Below are 12,340 nucleotides of genomic sequence, written 5' to 3' on the forward strand. Positions count from 1 at the left end.
ACGGGCGGGCCGAAGGCGATGACGCCGCGGGCGAAGGGCAGCGGCACCACCATGCGGTCCCAGCTCCGCAGGGTGAGGCCCCGGCTGGTGCGGGCGGCGCAGGGCAGCACGGCAAGGCCGGAGAGGGCGGCAAGCTGCGCCACCCCCGGGGCGGCGACGCGGCGCGGGCCGCGCGGCCCGTCCGGCGTGATCACCACCACCTCCCCCGCCGCCAGCAGCCGCAGCAGCATCCGCAGGCCGGTGGCGCCGCCGCGCCTGGTGGAGCCATGCACCATCTCCATCCGGAAGGGCCGGCAGACATCGGCGATGAAGCGGCCGTCACGATGGCGGGAGACCAGCACCTGTGCCCGCCGCGTGGCCAGCGCCGGCACCACCTGCGCAGCGCGCAGCCAGGCGGCGGGCATCAGCGGCAGGCGCTCATGCCAGAAGGCGGCGAGGATCGGCCCCGGCGCGGCGACGGCGCGGAGATGCTCCGCCCCCTCCACCCGCCAGCGCGTGGTGGCGAAGACGAAGCGCAGATAGAGGCCGAGCAGCCGGGCCAGCACCGCCTGGGTGGCCGGGTGGCGGAGGGCGCGCCGGAGCATGGGGCTAGGGGCTGCCAGCGAAGCGGCGGGGCGCCGGTCGGGCGGGGTGGGGCGGTGGCGTCAGACCGCCCGCCGGGGCCGGGGGCCCTGGCCGCGCCGCATGCTGTCCCGGCCCGCATGCCCCCGCATCATGGTTTTGCCCCACCTCTTCCCCGCCTGGCGCCGCGCCTCCGACTCCGTCAGGGCCGGAGTCGGCCCCGAGCTAGCACGGGCCGGGAGATGGCGGAAGCCGGCCGGCTCGCGCCGTCGCGAGGGTCAGCCCGTGCCGAGCGGCATCAGCTGCCGGCGGAAGCCCATGGCGCAGGCCTCCCAGGAGAAGCGCTCGGCATGGGCGCGGGCCACGGCGCGATTGCAGGCCAGGGCTGCCAGCGCCGCCGCCCGCAGATCGTCATCCACCACCCCGGCGCCGGAGCCAGGGATGACGTCGAGCGGCCCGGTGACCGGATAGGCGGCGACCGGGGTGCCGCTCGCCATCGCCTCCAGCATCACCAGGCCGAAGGTGTCGGTGCGGGAGGCGAAGACGAGGACATCGGCGCCGGCATAGGCGCGGGCCAGCGCCGCGCCCTGGCGCCAGCCGGCGAAATGCGCCTCGGGGAATTTCCGCTCCAGCGCGGCGCGCAGCGGCCCGTCCCCCACCACCACCTTGGAGCCGGGGAGGTCGAGGCGGAGGAAGGCCTCGATGTTCTTCTCCACCGCCACCCGGCCGACATGCAGGAAGATGGGCCGCGGCAGGCCCGCCCATTCGTCGCGCCCCTCCCCGTTGAAGAGCGAGAGATCGACCCCGCGGGTCCAGGGGCGGACCTTGGTGAAGCCGCGGCGCGCCAACTCCTCCCTGAGGCTCTGGGTGGCGGCGAAGGTGCCGCCGCCGGCCTCGTGGAAGCGGCGCAGCACCGCCCAGGCGAGGCTGGGCGGCAGGCCGGTGCGGGCCTGCAGGTATTCGGGGAATTTCGTGTGGAAGCTGGTGGTGAAGACCCAGCCGCGCTGCCGGCAGAGCGCCCGCATCGCCCAACCCAACGGGCCTTCGGTGGCGATGTGGACCGCGTTCGGCCGCCAGGCATCCGCCATGCGGCGCAGCGCGCGGCGGGGCGCCAGCGCCAGGCGGATTTCCGGATAGCTCGGCAGCGGCATGGTGCGGAAGCGATCGGGGCCGATCACCTCCACCGCGTCGCCCTGCTCCCGCAACACCTGGGCGACGGTGGAGAGGGTGCGGACCACCCCGTTCACCTGGGGCATCCAGGCATCGGTGACGATCAGCAGGCGCAGCTTGGCGTCGTCCGGCAGCATCACGGGCGCGTCCCAGAGGGGGCGCCAGGCCGGAGCGGCGGAGATCGGCTCAGCAGGCGCGGCACCGACCGGGGCGGCCTCCTCGTCGAACAGCATGGGTGGCCGGCGCGGTGCGGGGGAGGCTCAGGGGCGGGCCGGGGCGCGGCGGCCATCCGCCTCCCCCCGCGCCAGCAGCTCGGCGGCGATGGCCGGGCGTGGGGCCGCCCGCCGCTCCGCCTGGCGCCCGAAGGAGAGGCGGCTCTCCTGCGCCCAGTCGATCAGCTCGAAGCGGCCATCCGCATGCTCGACCAGGGCGGTGCAGCTTTCCACCCAGTCGCCGTCGTTCATGTACATGACGCCCTGCACGGTGCGCATCTCGGCATGGTGGATATGGCCGCAGACCACGCCGTCCAGGCCGCGCCGCTTCGCTTCCGTGGCCAGCGCCACCTCGAAGCGGTCGATCGCCTTCACCGCCTCCTTCACCTGCCGCTTCAGCCACTGGCTGAGCGACCAGTAGGGATAGCCGAGACGGCGGCGGGCGGCGTTGAACAGGCGGTTGAGGGTGAGTGCCCAGTCATAGGCCCAGTCGCCGAGATGGGCGAGGAACTTGGCGTAGCGGATGACGCCGTCGAACTCGTCGCCATGGATGACCAGGAAGCGGCGGCCATCGGCGGCCTGATGCACCGCCTCCCGCGCCAGCTTCACCCCGGCCACTTCCAGGCCCAGCCAGTCGCGGAACATCTCGTCATGATTGCCGGGGATGTAGGTGACCTCCACGCCGCGCCGCGCCAGGGCGAGGATCCGGCGCACCACCTCGTCGAACTCCTCGGTCCAGTACCAGGACTTGCGGAGCCGCCAGCCATCCACCACGTCGCCGACCAGGAACAGCCGCTCGCATTCCACCCGGCCGAGGAACTCGAGCAGGAAATCGGCGCGGCAGCCGCGGGTGCCGAGATGGATGTCCGAGAGGAAGATGGTCCGGTAGCGGCGCCTCGTATCCGTGGTCTGCATGATTCCGCCTTCCTGCCGGGCGGCGCATCCTGCCGCCCGCTTCGCCGCCGGGTCGCCGGCCTTCCCGCAGGGCAAGTAACCCGGTAATATCGCGCGGGTTGTGAATCTTGCATGACGCGGGGCAATTACACGGTTGCTTCTACGAAGTGTCACGCGGCTGCGGTCGGACCGTCGTGATACTGTCATTCTGTGCGGATACCGGCGGCGGCAGGACGCGAAAGGACTGTGTCGCAGCCGCATGCTGATCGTCTTCAACCCGACCGCAGGCCGGCGCCGGCACCGCCGGCTGGCGCAGGCGCTGGCCACCTTGCGGGCCAAGGGACTCAGGCCGGAGCTGGCGGAGACGGAGCGGCCGGGCCATGCCATCGCGCTGGCGCGGGAGGCCGCCTGGCGGGGCTGCCCGCTGGTGGTCGCCGCCGGCGGCGACGGGACCATCGCCGAAGTCGCGGCGGGGCTGGCCGGGAGCAGCGCGGGGCTCGGCATCCTGCCGCTCGGCACCGCCAATGTCCTGGCCTGGGAGCTGGGGGTGCCGCTGGCGCCGGAGGCCGCGGCGACGGTGCTGGCGGAAGGCGCGCCGCGCTGGCTGCGCCCGGGCGTCGCGCGCTTCGGCGACGGCCGGATGCGGCTCTTCGTGCAGATGCTGGGGGCCGGCTTCGACGCGGCGGTGGTGCACCGGCTGGATCTGCGCTGGAAGCGGGCCCTGGGCCGCGGCGCCTATGTGCTGCAGGGGATGCGGGAGCTGGGGCGCTACCCCTTCCCCCGCTTCACCGCTGCGCTGGATGGCGGGCCGGCGCAGGAAGTGACGAGCGCCATCGTCACCAAGGGCAGGCTCTATGCCGGGCGGCATCTGCTGGCGCCGGCGGCGCGGCCGGGGGAGCCGGGCTTCCAAGTGGCGCTGTTCCCGCGCGGCGGGGCGCTGGCGGCAGCGCTCTATGGCGCGGCGCTGCCGCTGGACCTGCTGCCGCGGCTGCCGGGGGTGGTGCTGCTGCCGGCGCGGCGGGTGGTGCTGCACGGCGAGGAGGTGCCGGTGCAGGCGGATGGGGATGCGGTGGGGAGGCTGCCAGTGGTAGTGGAGGAGGCGGCGTCGCCGATCCGGATGGTGCTGCCGCGGGGGTGACGGGCATTCAGAAGCCGGTCAGCAGAATGTCCAGAGCGCGGGTGATGTCGTCGGCCTGGTCGAGCAGATTGCCGACGGGGCGGCCCAGCAGGCGGCGCGGAACTGCGGCCATCAGGGGCGTCAGCATCACATGCGGCGCGCCTGCCACGAACAGGGTCGGGGTCAGGTCGCGGAAGGGCGGCAAAGTCGCGTCGGGCGCGCCGAGCGGAACCACCATGCGGGTCGGCAACTGATCCAGATGGCCGGACTGGACATCCAGCAGGTATCGCGCCCCGCCGCGGCCCAGATAGAGGTCGAACCGCGCCATCAGAACTGGCGGAATTCGGCCAGCGGCGTGTCGTTCTCCTCGAAATAGCGGGTCCAGGCCTCGATCGCCGCCTTGTTCTCCTCCGCCCAGCGGCGCGCCTTCTCCCGCCCCACCGCCTCACGCAGCGCCCGCTCGGCAATCGCCTCGGCGTCCAGCCCGAGCGCCTCCGCCTGCTGCACCAGGGGAAGTTGGACTTCGGCGAAGCCCGGCTGCGCCGCCCCGGCGGGGTAGAGGTCGGGCCGCAGGGCCTCCGGCGGCACGCCGGTGGCCTGGCTGATCGCCCGCACCCGCTCCGCCGGCACCCGCCCGGCCTTGCGCCATTGCGTCACCACGCCGGGCGTCAGCCCCAGCGCCCTGGCGAGCGCGCTGGCGCCGCCAGCCGCGCGGATCGCGGCTTCGAAAGCCTCAAGCGGGTGGTTGGGGGTTGCCATCGCCCTTGCCTAGCCGAGGCCGGTCCTTTGCACAAGATCTATTAGAGAAAACCTCTAATCCCGCACCCGCCGCACCGTGCCGTACAGTCTCGGCCCCAGCAGCGCCGCCAGCGCCAGCAGCAGGATCGCCAGGCTGACAGGCCGGGTGACGAAGGTCGTCCAGTCGCCCTGGCTGATGGTCAGCGCCTGGCGCATCGCCTGCTCCGCCATCGGGCCAAGGATCATGCCGATGACCACCGGCGCCGTCGGGAAGTCGAAGCGCCGCATGAACATGCCGATGAGGCCGATGGCATAGAGCAGCACCAGATCGGTCACGCTGTTGGAAATGCCGTAGGTGCCGATGGTCGCGAAGACCAGGATGCCCGCATACAATTGCGGCTGCGGGATCTTCAGGATGCGCGCCCACAGCCCGACCAGCGGCAGGTTCAGCACCACCAGCATCACATTGGCCACGTAGAGGCTGGCGATCAGCGTCCAGACCAACGCCCCCTGCTGCTCGAACAGCATGGGCCCCGGGTTGATGCCGTAGCTCTGGAAGGCGGAGAGCATGATCGCCGCCGTCGCGCTGGTCGGCAGGCCGAGGGTGAGCATCGGCACCAGCACCCCGGCGGCGGCGGCGTTGTTGGCGGCTTCCGGCCCGGCCACGCCCTCGATGGCGCCGGTCGTGCCGAATTCCTGCTGCGCCTCGGGCGGGGCCAGCTTCTTCTCGGCGTAGTAGCTCAGCATGGTCGGCATTTCCGTGCCGCCCGCCGGCATGACGCCGAAGGGGAAGCCGAGCAGGGAGCCGCGGATCCAGGGCCCGATGCTGCGCTTCCAGTCGCGGCCGGACATCATGATGCGCCCCACCGGCCGCACCTCCGACGCACCGCCCACATGGCGCCAGGCGAGGTGGAGCGTCTCCCCCACCGCGAACAGCGCCACGGCGACGAGGACCACATTCACGCCGTCCAGTAGTTCCGGCACGCCCAAGGTCATGCGCGGCTGGCCAGTCTGCAAATCGATGCCCACCAGCCCCAGCAGCAGGCCGAAGAACAGGCTGGTGAGACCGCGCAGCGGTGAGCCGCCGAGCACCGCTGAGACGGTGACAAAGCAGAGTACCATGAGCGAGAAATACTCGGCCGGGCCGAGCTTCAGCGCGAGCTCCACGACGATGGGCCCGAGGAAGCTGATGCCGAGCGTGCCGATGGTGCCGGCCACGAAGCTGCCGATGGCGGCGGTGGCCAGCGCCGGCCCGGCCCGGCCGTTGCGCGCCATCTTCGCGCCCTCCAGCGCGGTGATGATGGAGCCGCTCTCGCCCGGCGTGTTCAGCAGGATGGAGGTGGTGGAGCCGCCATACATGGCGCCGTAGAAGACGCCGCAGAACAGGATGAAGGCGCCCGTCGCCTCCACCTGGAAGGTGATGGGCAGCAGCAGGGCGATGGTCAGCGCCGGCCCGATGCCGGGCAGCACGCCGACCGCGGTGCCGAGGAAGCAGCCGAGCAGCGCCCAACCGAGATTGCCGAGGCTCAACGCATTGGCGAAGCCGAGGGAGAGGCCGGCGATCGGGTCCATCAGCGTCCTGCCCCCGGAGCGGAGCGGAGGGGATGAGCAGGCCGCACAGCCATACACCCTGCCCCCGGAGCGGAGCGGAGGGGATGAGCAGGCCGCACAGCCATACACCCTGCCCCCGGAGCGGAGCGGAGGGGATGAGCAGGCCGCGCAGCCATGCACCCTGCCCCCGGAGCGACGTGAAGGGGATGAGCAGGCCGCATCGCCATCAGCTGATCTCCTGCCCCAGCGCCATCAGCACCAGCCTCTCCAGATAGCCGGCGCCGATATTCACCCCGAGCCCCTCGACGAAGCCGAACCACACCAGCAGCGTCAGCACCACCGCCAGCACCAAATCCCGCAGCAGGCGGCGGGAGCCGAAGGCAGCGGCCACCAGCACGAATTGCGCCGAGGCGGCGATGGAGAAGCCACAGGGCCCGATCAGCACGAGATTCGCCAGCAGCCCGGCCAGCATCAGGGTGATGGCGCGCCAATTGGTCGGCGGCGCCTCCGCCATCTCCTCCAGCGCGTAAGACCAGCCGCCGCGCAGCGCGACGTAGGTCAGGCCGGCCCCCAGCAGCAGCAGACCGGCGGCCACCACATAGGGCACCGCCTTCGGCCCGACCTGGGCATAGATGGGGGAGGTCGGGATAACCGCCGCCTGCCACAGCGCCAGCCCGCCGAGCGCGATGACGAAGAGCCCGACCCAGAGGTCCGGCAGCACCGCCGGGCGGGGCGCCGGCGCAGCATGCAGCAGCCGGGGCGCCGGCCCGCTCACGCCAGCCCCACCTCCTTCAGCACCGCCTCGGTCTTCGCCTGATCCTCCGCCAGGAAGGCGGTGAAGGCATCGCCGGTGAGGAAGGCATCCGCCCAGTCGCGGGTCTTCAGCATCTCCTGCCAGGCCGGCAGGGCGTGCAGCTCGGTGATGAAGTCCACCAGCTTCTGCCGCGCATCGGGGCGGATGCCGGGGGCGGCGAAGACGCCGCGCCAATTGGTCATCACCACATCCAGCCCGTTTTCCTTCAGCGTCGGGATGGCCGGGTCGGTGCGCTCCGCCCCGGTGGTCGCCAGCGCCCGCATGCGGCCGGCCTTGATCTGCTCGGCGAACTCGGAAAGCCCGCTGATGCCGGCCTTCACCTGGGCGCCAAGAATCGCTGCCTGGGCCGGCCCGCCGCCGGCGAAGGCGACATAGGACCCCTCCTTCGCCGAACGCCCGAGCGCCTTCAGGATCAGCCCGAGGGTGATGTGGTCCGTCCCGCCCGCGCTGCCGCCGGCGATGGCGACGCCGCCGGGGTTCGCCTTCAGCGCCTCGAGCAGCCCCTTGAGGTCCTGGATCTCCGACTGCGCCGGCACGACGACGACGCCAGCCTCCTCCGTCAGCCGCGCCACCGGCACCAGGTCCTTGATGCCGACCGGGGTGCGGTTGGTGAACGTGGCGCCGACCATGATGGAGCCGGCGACCATCAGGCTGTCCGGACGGCCGCGGCGCTGGCCGACGAAGCGGGGCAGGCCCACCGTGCCGCCGGCGCCGCCGACATTCTCGAACTGGAAGGTGGAGACGAGGCCGGCCTGGCGCGCCACCTGCTCGATCGCGCGGCCGAGCCCGTCCCAGCCGCCGCCGGGACCCGCGGGGATGAACATGTAGAGGCTGTTGAAGCGCGCCTGCGCGGCAGCGGGGCGCCCCCCGGCGGCAAGCAGCAGGCTGGCAGCGGCCAGCAGTGAGCGGCGATCAGGCATCAGGACGGCTCTCCCCCGCAACGGCGAGACCGCCACAACTACTCCGCGTGCCGCGGCAAGGCTACCGGGGGCGGGCGACCGCCCCGGATGAAAAGCCTGAAAGCAGGAAGGGGCACCACAGGGGCTACACGATGGCCTCGCCCGCGCCCCCTTCGGCAGGGGGCCTGCACAGGCAGTGCCCGCGCCTCCGCCGAGAGCCGGACCGGCCTGAGCTTGCCGGTGCAACCTGCCGACTCACACGGGGTCCGGGGGCAGGTCGTTGCCGGCAGTGCCGGCAACGAGGCAGAGCCCCCTGCCCGGCGGCGCCTCCCTCCTTCAGGCCGGCGGCAGGGCCGCCGCCAGCTCCGGCAGGCCGCCGAGCGAGACCATGTGGGCGTAGATCACCTCCAGCCATCCCTTGTCCCGCAGCTCGGTGAGCTGCTCGGCCGGCAGGGCGGCGAGGCTCGGCCGGTCCACGGCGAAGAAGCCGTCGATGCGCAGCGGCTTGCCCAGCCGCTCGAACTGCACCTGCGCCGGCTTCAGCAGGCCGAGCTCGGCGAGGCGCGTCGTCATCGTCCGGGTCCGCACCATCGCCTCCTCGACCGAGCGGGTGAAGGCGAAGGCGCGCTCGAGCTGCGGGGCCAGCTTGCCGTCATCGGCGAACATCGGCTCGCCCTGCTCGGCGCTGAGCTGCGGCGCGGTCGGGTCCACGCAGAGGGCCAGGTCCTGGGAGGTCTCGGCGACGCGCAGCAGGAAGAAGGGGTAGCGGCGCAGATAGGCCGGCACATAGGCGCCGATCTTCCAGGCCCCGCCGGCATCGATGAAATTGTTCTTCTCCGGCACCAGGCTGGTGAGCGCGACCGGCAGATGCGGCGCCTGGGCAGCGAAGACGATGGTGAGCGTCCGGGCCGCCACCGGGATCTCCTCGGCGGTGATCGGCACGGCGGAGAGGGTGCGGGCGAAGCCGAGCCCGGCATCCCGCAGCCGCAGCTTGCCATGCCGCTCGGGCGTCACCGGCTCCAGCGACCGGTAGAGGGGTGGCAGGACCGGGGCGGTGGTGGCGGCGCCGTTGATCGATTCCGACATGGATTGAACTCTCCTTTGCCCGGGTTCTGCCGAGGCAGCAACGTTTCTGCAAGGACTTACCGCGCATTCTCAGCCCGGGCGGGCCGGCAGGCCAGCCGGTGGCCATGGCCATTCCGCAGCGGTGGTCGATCCGCAGCGCGACTGGTCTGTCGCGATCCAGAATGTTTCGGTTTCCCAGGTAACACTCTACTCTAGGCGGGGCGGTGGCGGGTGGTCATGCCTTCGCCACGCAGTAGCCGCCGGACACCACGCCGCCACGCAGCAATGTGGCGAGAAAGCCACGGGCCAGGACGCCAGGGAAGGGAAGAATGGACGAAGAAGATCGCCAGGCGCGGCTCGGACGGCGCCTTCTCGTGCTCCGGGTTGCCGGGCTGGGCGCCGCCGGTGCTGCCGCCGCCGGGGGCGCGGAGGCCGCCACCGCCCAGCCCGAGCCGGCCCGGCCCGCGGGGGCGGCGCAGGCGCGCACGGACAACGACCCGACCGACTCCCCCGGCTATGGCCGCGGCGGCTATCGCGGCTATACCGGCCGCACCGACAACGACCCGACGGATGGCCAGGGCCAGGGGCGCGGCCGCAGCTATGCGGCACCGCCGCCCCGCCGCAGCGTGACGGACAACGACCCCTACGACGCCTCCGGCCGCGGCCGGGGCTATGCGGCGCCGCCGCCCCGCCGCAACGTCACGGACAACGACCCCTACGACGCCTCCGGCCGCGGCCGGGGCTATGCGGCGCCGCCGCCCCGCCGCAACGTCACGGACAACGACCCCTACGACGCCTCCGGCCGCGGCCGGGGCTATGCGGCGCCGCCGCCCCGCCGCAACGTCACGGACAACGACCCCTACGACGCTTCCGGCCGCGGCCGCGGCTGGCGGTAGGCCCGCCCTCCATGGCGGACACATTGGCGAAAATCGCCTGCGACCTCGCCTTCGGCGCGCTGCCGGTGGAGGCGGTGCTGGCGCTGCGCGAGGGCACGGCCTGGCGGCGCTTCACCGGCGGGGCGCCGGACCGCTTCCGCCCGCTGCTCTCCGTCGCCGATCTGGACGCCTTCCTGCTCACCGCCGGCGCCCGCGTGCCGCGCATCGCCATGGCGGACAGCGCCCGGCAGGGCGGCGCGGGCCTGCCGGAGGAGGAGTACGCCCTGCCCAACGGGCTGGTGGATCCGATGCGGGTCTTCGCCCGCTTCGATGCCGGGGCCACGCTCATCGCCTCCCAGCTGCAGGAGGTGCATGCGCCGCTGGCCCGCTTCTGCCGCGGGCTCGAACAGCTCTTCCTGCATGGCATGCAGGCCAATGCCTATCTCACCCCGCCCGGCGCCCAGGGCTTCCGCCCGCATTACGACACGCATGACGTCCTGGTGCTGCAGGTGGAGGGCGAGAAGCTCTGGCGCGTCTGGCCGCATCAGCCGGTGCCGCATCCCACGGGCCAGACGCCCTTCCGCCACGACATCCCGCTGGAGGGGGAGCCGGAGAGCTTCGTGCTGCGCGAAGGGGAAGCGCTCTACCTGCCGCGCGGCGTGGTGCATGATGCGCAATCCCAGGTGGGCGACCATTCCCTGCACCTGACCATCGGCTTCCTGGAGCCGAGCTGGGCGGATGCGCTGCGCCTGCTGCTGGACCGGCGGGAGCAGGAGGACGCCCGGCTGCGCGCCCCCTTCCCGAGCTGGCGGCTGGGCGAGGAAGCGGCCGGGGCGGCGCTGCTGGAGGAGTTGGCGGCCCGGCTGGCCGGGCTGGCGGGAGAGGCGGCGCTGGAGGCGATCGGGCTCGGCCTGCTGGAAGGGCTGGCGGATCAGCGCCTGCCTTTGCCCGCCCGCGGGTTGCTGAGCCCGCCGCCCGGGCCGGAGACGGCGCTGCGGCTTTCGGATGCCATGCTGCACCATGTGGCGGCGCTGCCGGATGGCAGCGCGCAGCTCTGCTGGGCGGGCGGACGGCTGGCGCTGGGGGCGCGGGAACTGGGCTGGGTGCAGGCGCTGGCGGATGGCGCCAGCCCGGCGATGCTGGGCGAAGGGGCGATGGCGTTCTGCCGCCGGCTTTGGGCGGTGGGGCTGCTGGAGGGGTAGCCCGGCTCTCCCGCCGCGCACCGTTTCTGTTCGAGCGCGCTGTACCGGCTGGACGGTTGACAAACCGTCCAGCCGGTATAGTTACGCTCCATGTCCCTGGCCGTCGCGCACCCTCCGGGCCCCGACGCCCGCACCCGCATCCTCGACGCCACCGAGGCGATCATCCGCGCCCGCGGCGTCGCCGGCCTCACCCTGGAGGCGGCGGCGAAGGAAGCCGGGGTCTCCAAGGGCGGGCTGCTCTACCATTTCGCCGGCAAGGAAACCCTGCTGCACGCCCTGCTGGGCCGCATGGCGGAATGGATGCGGCAGGATTTCGCCGCCACGGTGGAACGCCAGCCGGAAGGGCCCGGCCGCATCGCCCGCGCCATGTTGGATTGGGGCTTCGGCGCCGCCCCGGGAGTGGTGGACGAACGCTGCGACCGCGCCGCCGCCGTCTTCCTTGCCTGCTTCCACCACGACCCGGCGCTGCTGGACCCCGCCCGGGCCGTGGTGGCGGAGATCCGGGCGGCGATCGCCACGGACGGCCTGCCGCCGGGGCATGGCCAGGTGATCATGGCGGCGACGGACGGCCTCTTCATGGCCCGGATCTTCAACCTCTACACGCCTAGCCCGGCTGAGCTCGGCGCCATGCACGCCACCCTGGCCCGCCTGCTGGAGACCTCGCCATGAGCCGCCGCGCCACCTGCCTGCTCGGCCTCGCCAGCCTGCTGCTCATTGCCGCCGGCGGCCCGGATTCCTGCACGCTGGGACCGGAAGGGCTGCTGGATTTCCTCGCCTTCCTGCTGTTCGGCGAGGAGCTGGCAGGGCCGGAGCTGCTGGACGATTTCGACCTCTCCCTCCTGACCGGCTGGCCGGACCCCGGCTCATGAAACGCGGCGCGCTGCTCCTCGGCCTCCTGGCGCTGGCGGGTCTTGCCGGTTTCGCGCTGCGGCATCCGGGGAATGGCGCGCCGGAGCCGGCGCCCGCCGCCGCGACCGCCGCCCCGGTCGGCGTCGGCGCGCTGGGGCGGGTGGAGCCGGCGTCGCGCATCCGCAAGCTGAACCAGCCGGGCGGCTTCGCCGTGGCGCGGCTGGAGCGGCTGCTGGTGGCGGAGGGCGATGAAGTGGCCGAAGGCCAGCTGCTCGCCGTCTTCAGCGATGCGGCGCAGAAGGACGCGGCGGTGGTCCAGGCGGAGGCGGCGGCGGTGCAGTCCCGCGCCGCCCTCGCCCGGCTGCGCGCCGCCGGACGGCCGGAGGAGGTGGC

The 12,340-nt window shown here is 72.9% G+C and carries 14 protein-coding genes and 1 pseudogene; 6 read left to right on the top strand and 9 right to left on the bottom strand.

Annotation, left to right across the window (positions count from 1 at the left end; all coding sequences use genetic code 11):
• The 3 genes from NJ376_RS24730 to NJ376_RS24740 all read right to left on the bottom strand — a co-directional run.
• On the bottom strand, positions 1-584 hold a 584-nt coding region (locus NJ376_RS24730; protein ID WP_252955954.1), incomplete at its 3' end, for a lysophospholipid acyltransferase family protein.
• A gap of 255 nt (positions 585-839) precedes the next feature.
• Positions 840-1,817, bottom strand: a complete 978-nt coding sequence (locus NJ376_RS24735) for a glycosyltransferase family 4 protein (RefSeq protein ID WP_456309858.1) — start codon at positions 1,815-1,817, stop codon at positions 840-842.
• Between the two features lie 174 nt (positions 1,818-1,991).
• Positions 1,992-2,858, bottom strand: coding sequence for a UDP-2,3-diacylglucosamine diphosphatase (locus tag NJ376_RS24740; protein ID WP_252955955.1), 867 nt, complete (start codon positions 2,856-2,858; stop codon positions 1,992-1,994).
• 238 nt (positions 2,859-3,096) lie between these two features.
• Here NJ376_RS24740 and NJ376_RS24745 point away from each other — a divergent pair, with 238 nt between their 5' ends.
• The gene (locus tag NJ376_RS24745) at positions 3,097-3,975 is read left to right on the top strand and encodes a diacylglycerol/lipid kinase family protein (RefSeq protein ID WP_252955956.1); all 879 of its coding nucleotides are present in this window, start codon (positions 3,097-3,099) and stop codon (positions 3,973-3,975) included.
• Between the two features lie 7 nt (positions 3,976-3,982).
• On the opposite strand, the gene NJ376_RS24750 is transcribed toward NJ376_RS24745, so the two are convergent.
• The 6 genes from NJ376_RS24750 to NJ376_RS24775 form a co-directional block, all read right to left on the bottom strand.
• Positions 3,983-4,282, bottom strand: coding sequence for a CcdB family protein (locus NJ376_RS24750; protein WP_252955957.1), 300 nt, complete (start codon positions 4,280-4,282; stop codon positions 3,983-3,985).
• Positions 4,282-4,713, bottom strand: coding sequence for a YdaS family helix-turn-helix protein (locus NJ376_RS24755; RefSeq protein WP_252955958.1), 432 nt, complete (start codon positions 4,711-4,713; stop codon positions 4,282-4,284). Before NJ376_RS24755 ends, NJ376_RS24750 begins: the two co-directional genes overlap by 1 nt.
• Before the next feature lie 54 nt (positions 4,714-4,767).
• A complete protein-coding gene (locus tag NJ376_RS24760; RefSeq protein WP_252955959.1) occupies positions 4,768-6,264 on the bottom strand; it encodes a tripartite tricarboxylate transporter permease in 1,497 nt (498 codons plus the stop codon).
• 205 nt (positions 6,265-6,469) lie between these two features.
• Entirely contained in the window at positions 6,470-7,018 is a 549-nt protein-coding gene (locus NJ376_RS24765) for a tripartite tricarboxylate transporter TctB family protein (RefSeq protein WP_252955960.1), read from the bottom strand.
• Positions 7,015-7,977 carry a Bug family tripartite tricarboxylate transporter substrate binding protein gene (locus NJ376_RS24770; RefSeq protein ID WP_252955961.1) on the bottom strand — a complete coding sequence of 321 codons (963 nt, stop codon included), beginning with the start codon at positions 7,975-7,977 and terminating at the stop codon, positions 7,015-7,017. The genes NJ376_RS24765 and NJ376_RS24770 overlap by 4 nt, the downstream gene beginning before the upstream one ends.
• A 315-nt stretch (positions 7,978-8,292) precedes the next feature.
• Positions 8,293-9,042 carry a SapC family protein gene (locus NJ376_RS24775; RefSeq protein WP_252955962.1) on the bottom strand — a complete coding sequence of 250 codons (750 nt, stop codon included), beginning with the start codon at positions 9,040-9,042 and terminating at the stop codon, positions 8,293-8,295.
• 308 nt (positions 9,043-9,350) lie between these two features.
• Between NJ376_RS24775 and NJ376_RS24780 the strand changes: the two genes are divergently transcribed.
• The 5 genes and pseudogenes from NJ376_RS24780 to NJ376_RS24800 all read left to right on the top strand — a co-directional run.
• Positions 9,351-9,917, top strand: coding sequence for a hypothetical protein (locus tag NJ376_RS24780; protein ID WP_252955963.1), 567 nt, complete (start codon positions 9,351-9,353; stop codon positions 9,915-9,917).
• Between the two features lie 11 nt (positions 9,918-9,928).
• Positions 9,929-11,098, top strand: a complete 1,170-nt coding sequence (locus NJ376_RS24785; protein ID WP_252955964.1) for a cupin domain-containing protein — start codon at positions 9,929-9,931, stop codon at positions 11,096-11,098.
• A gap of 90 nt (positions 11,099-11,188) precedes the next feature.
• The gene (locus tag NJ376_RS24790; protein WP_252955965.1) at positions 11,189-11,767 is read left to right on the top strand and encodes a TetR/AcrR family transcriptional regulator; all 579 of its coding nucleotides are present in this window, start codon (positions 11,189-11,191) and stop codon (positions 11,765-11,767) included.
• Complete coding sequence (locus tag NJ376_RS24795) at positions 11,764-11,967, top strand: hypothetical protein (RefSeq protein ID WP_252955966.1); 204 nt, start codon at positions 11,764-11,766, stop codon at positions 11,965-11,967. Before NJ376_RS24790 ends, NJ376_RS24795 begins: the two co-directional genes overlap by 4 nt.
• Positions 11,964-12,340, top strand: a pseudogene (locus NJ376_RS24800) (biotin/lipoyl-binding protein); the annotation flags it as partial. The gene NJ376_RS24795 and the pseudogene NJ376_RS24800, both read left to right, overlap by 4 nt.

Source organism: Siccirubricoccus soli, assembly GCF_024178315.1.
Lineage (GTDB): Bacteria > Pseudomonadota > Alphaproteobacteria > Acetobacterales > Acetobacteraceae > Siccirubricoccus > Siccirubricoccus soli.

Bases quoted from the DNA above. Each gene is read 5' to 3' on its own strand.
- NJ376_RS24735 (WP_456309858.1), bottom strand. From the start codon at position 1,817: ATGCCCCAGGTGAACGGGGTGGTCCGCACCCTCTCCACCGTCGCCCAG.
- NJ376_RS24740 (WP_252955955.1), bottom strand. From the start codon at position 2,858: ATGCAGACCACGGATACGAGGCGCCGCTACCGGACCATCTTCCTCTCG.
- NJ376_RS24745 (WP_252955956.1), top strand. From the start codon at position 3,097: ATGCTGATCGTCTTCAACCCGACCGCAGGCCGGCGCCGGCACCGCCGG.
- NJ376_RS24750 (WP_252955957.1), bottom strand. From the start codon at position 4,282: ATGGCGCGGTTCGACCTCTATCTGGGCCGCGGCGGGGCGCGATACCTG.
- NJ376_RS24755 (WP_252955958.1), bottom strand. From the start codon at position 4,713: ATGGCAACCCCCAACCACCCGCTTGAGGCTTTCGAAGCCGCGATCCGC.
- NJ376_RS24760 (WP_252955959.1), bottom strand. From the start codon at position 6,264: ATGGACCCGATCGCCGGCCTCTCCCTCGGCTTCGCCAATGCGTTGAGC.
- NJ376_RS24770 (WP_252955961.1), bottom strand. From the start codon at position 7,977: ATGCCTGATCGCCGCTCACTGCTGGCCGCTGCCAGCCTGCTGCTTGCC.
- NJ376_RS24775 (WP_252955962.1), bottom strand. From the start codon at position 9,042: ATGTCGGAATCGATCAACGGCGCCGCCACCACCGCCCCGGTCCTGCCA.
- NJ376_RS24780 (WP_252955963.1), top strand. From the start codon at position 9,351: ATGGACGAAGAAGATCGCCAGGCGCGGCTCGGACGGCGCCTTCTCGTG.
- NJ376_RS24785 (WP_252955964.1), top strand. From the start codon at position 9,929: ATGGCGGACACATTGGCGAAAATCGCCTGCGACCTCGCCTTCGGCGCG.
- NJ376_RS24790 (WP_252955965.1), top strand. From the start codon at position 11,189: ATGTCCCTGGCCGTCGCGCACCCTCCGGGCCCCGACGCCCGCACCCGC.
- NJ376_RS24795 (WP_252955966.1), top strand. From the start codon at position 11,764: ATGAGCCGCCGCGCCACCTGCCTGCTCGGCCTCGCCAGCCTGCTGCTC.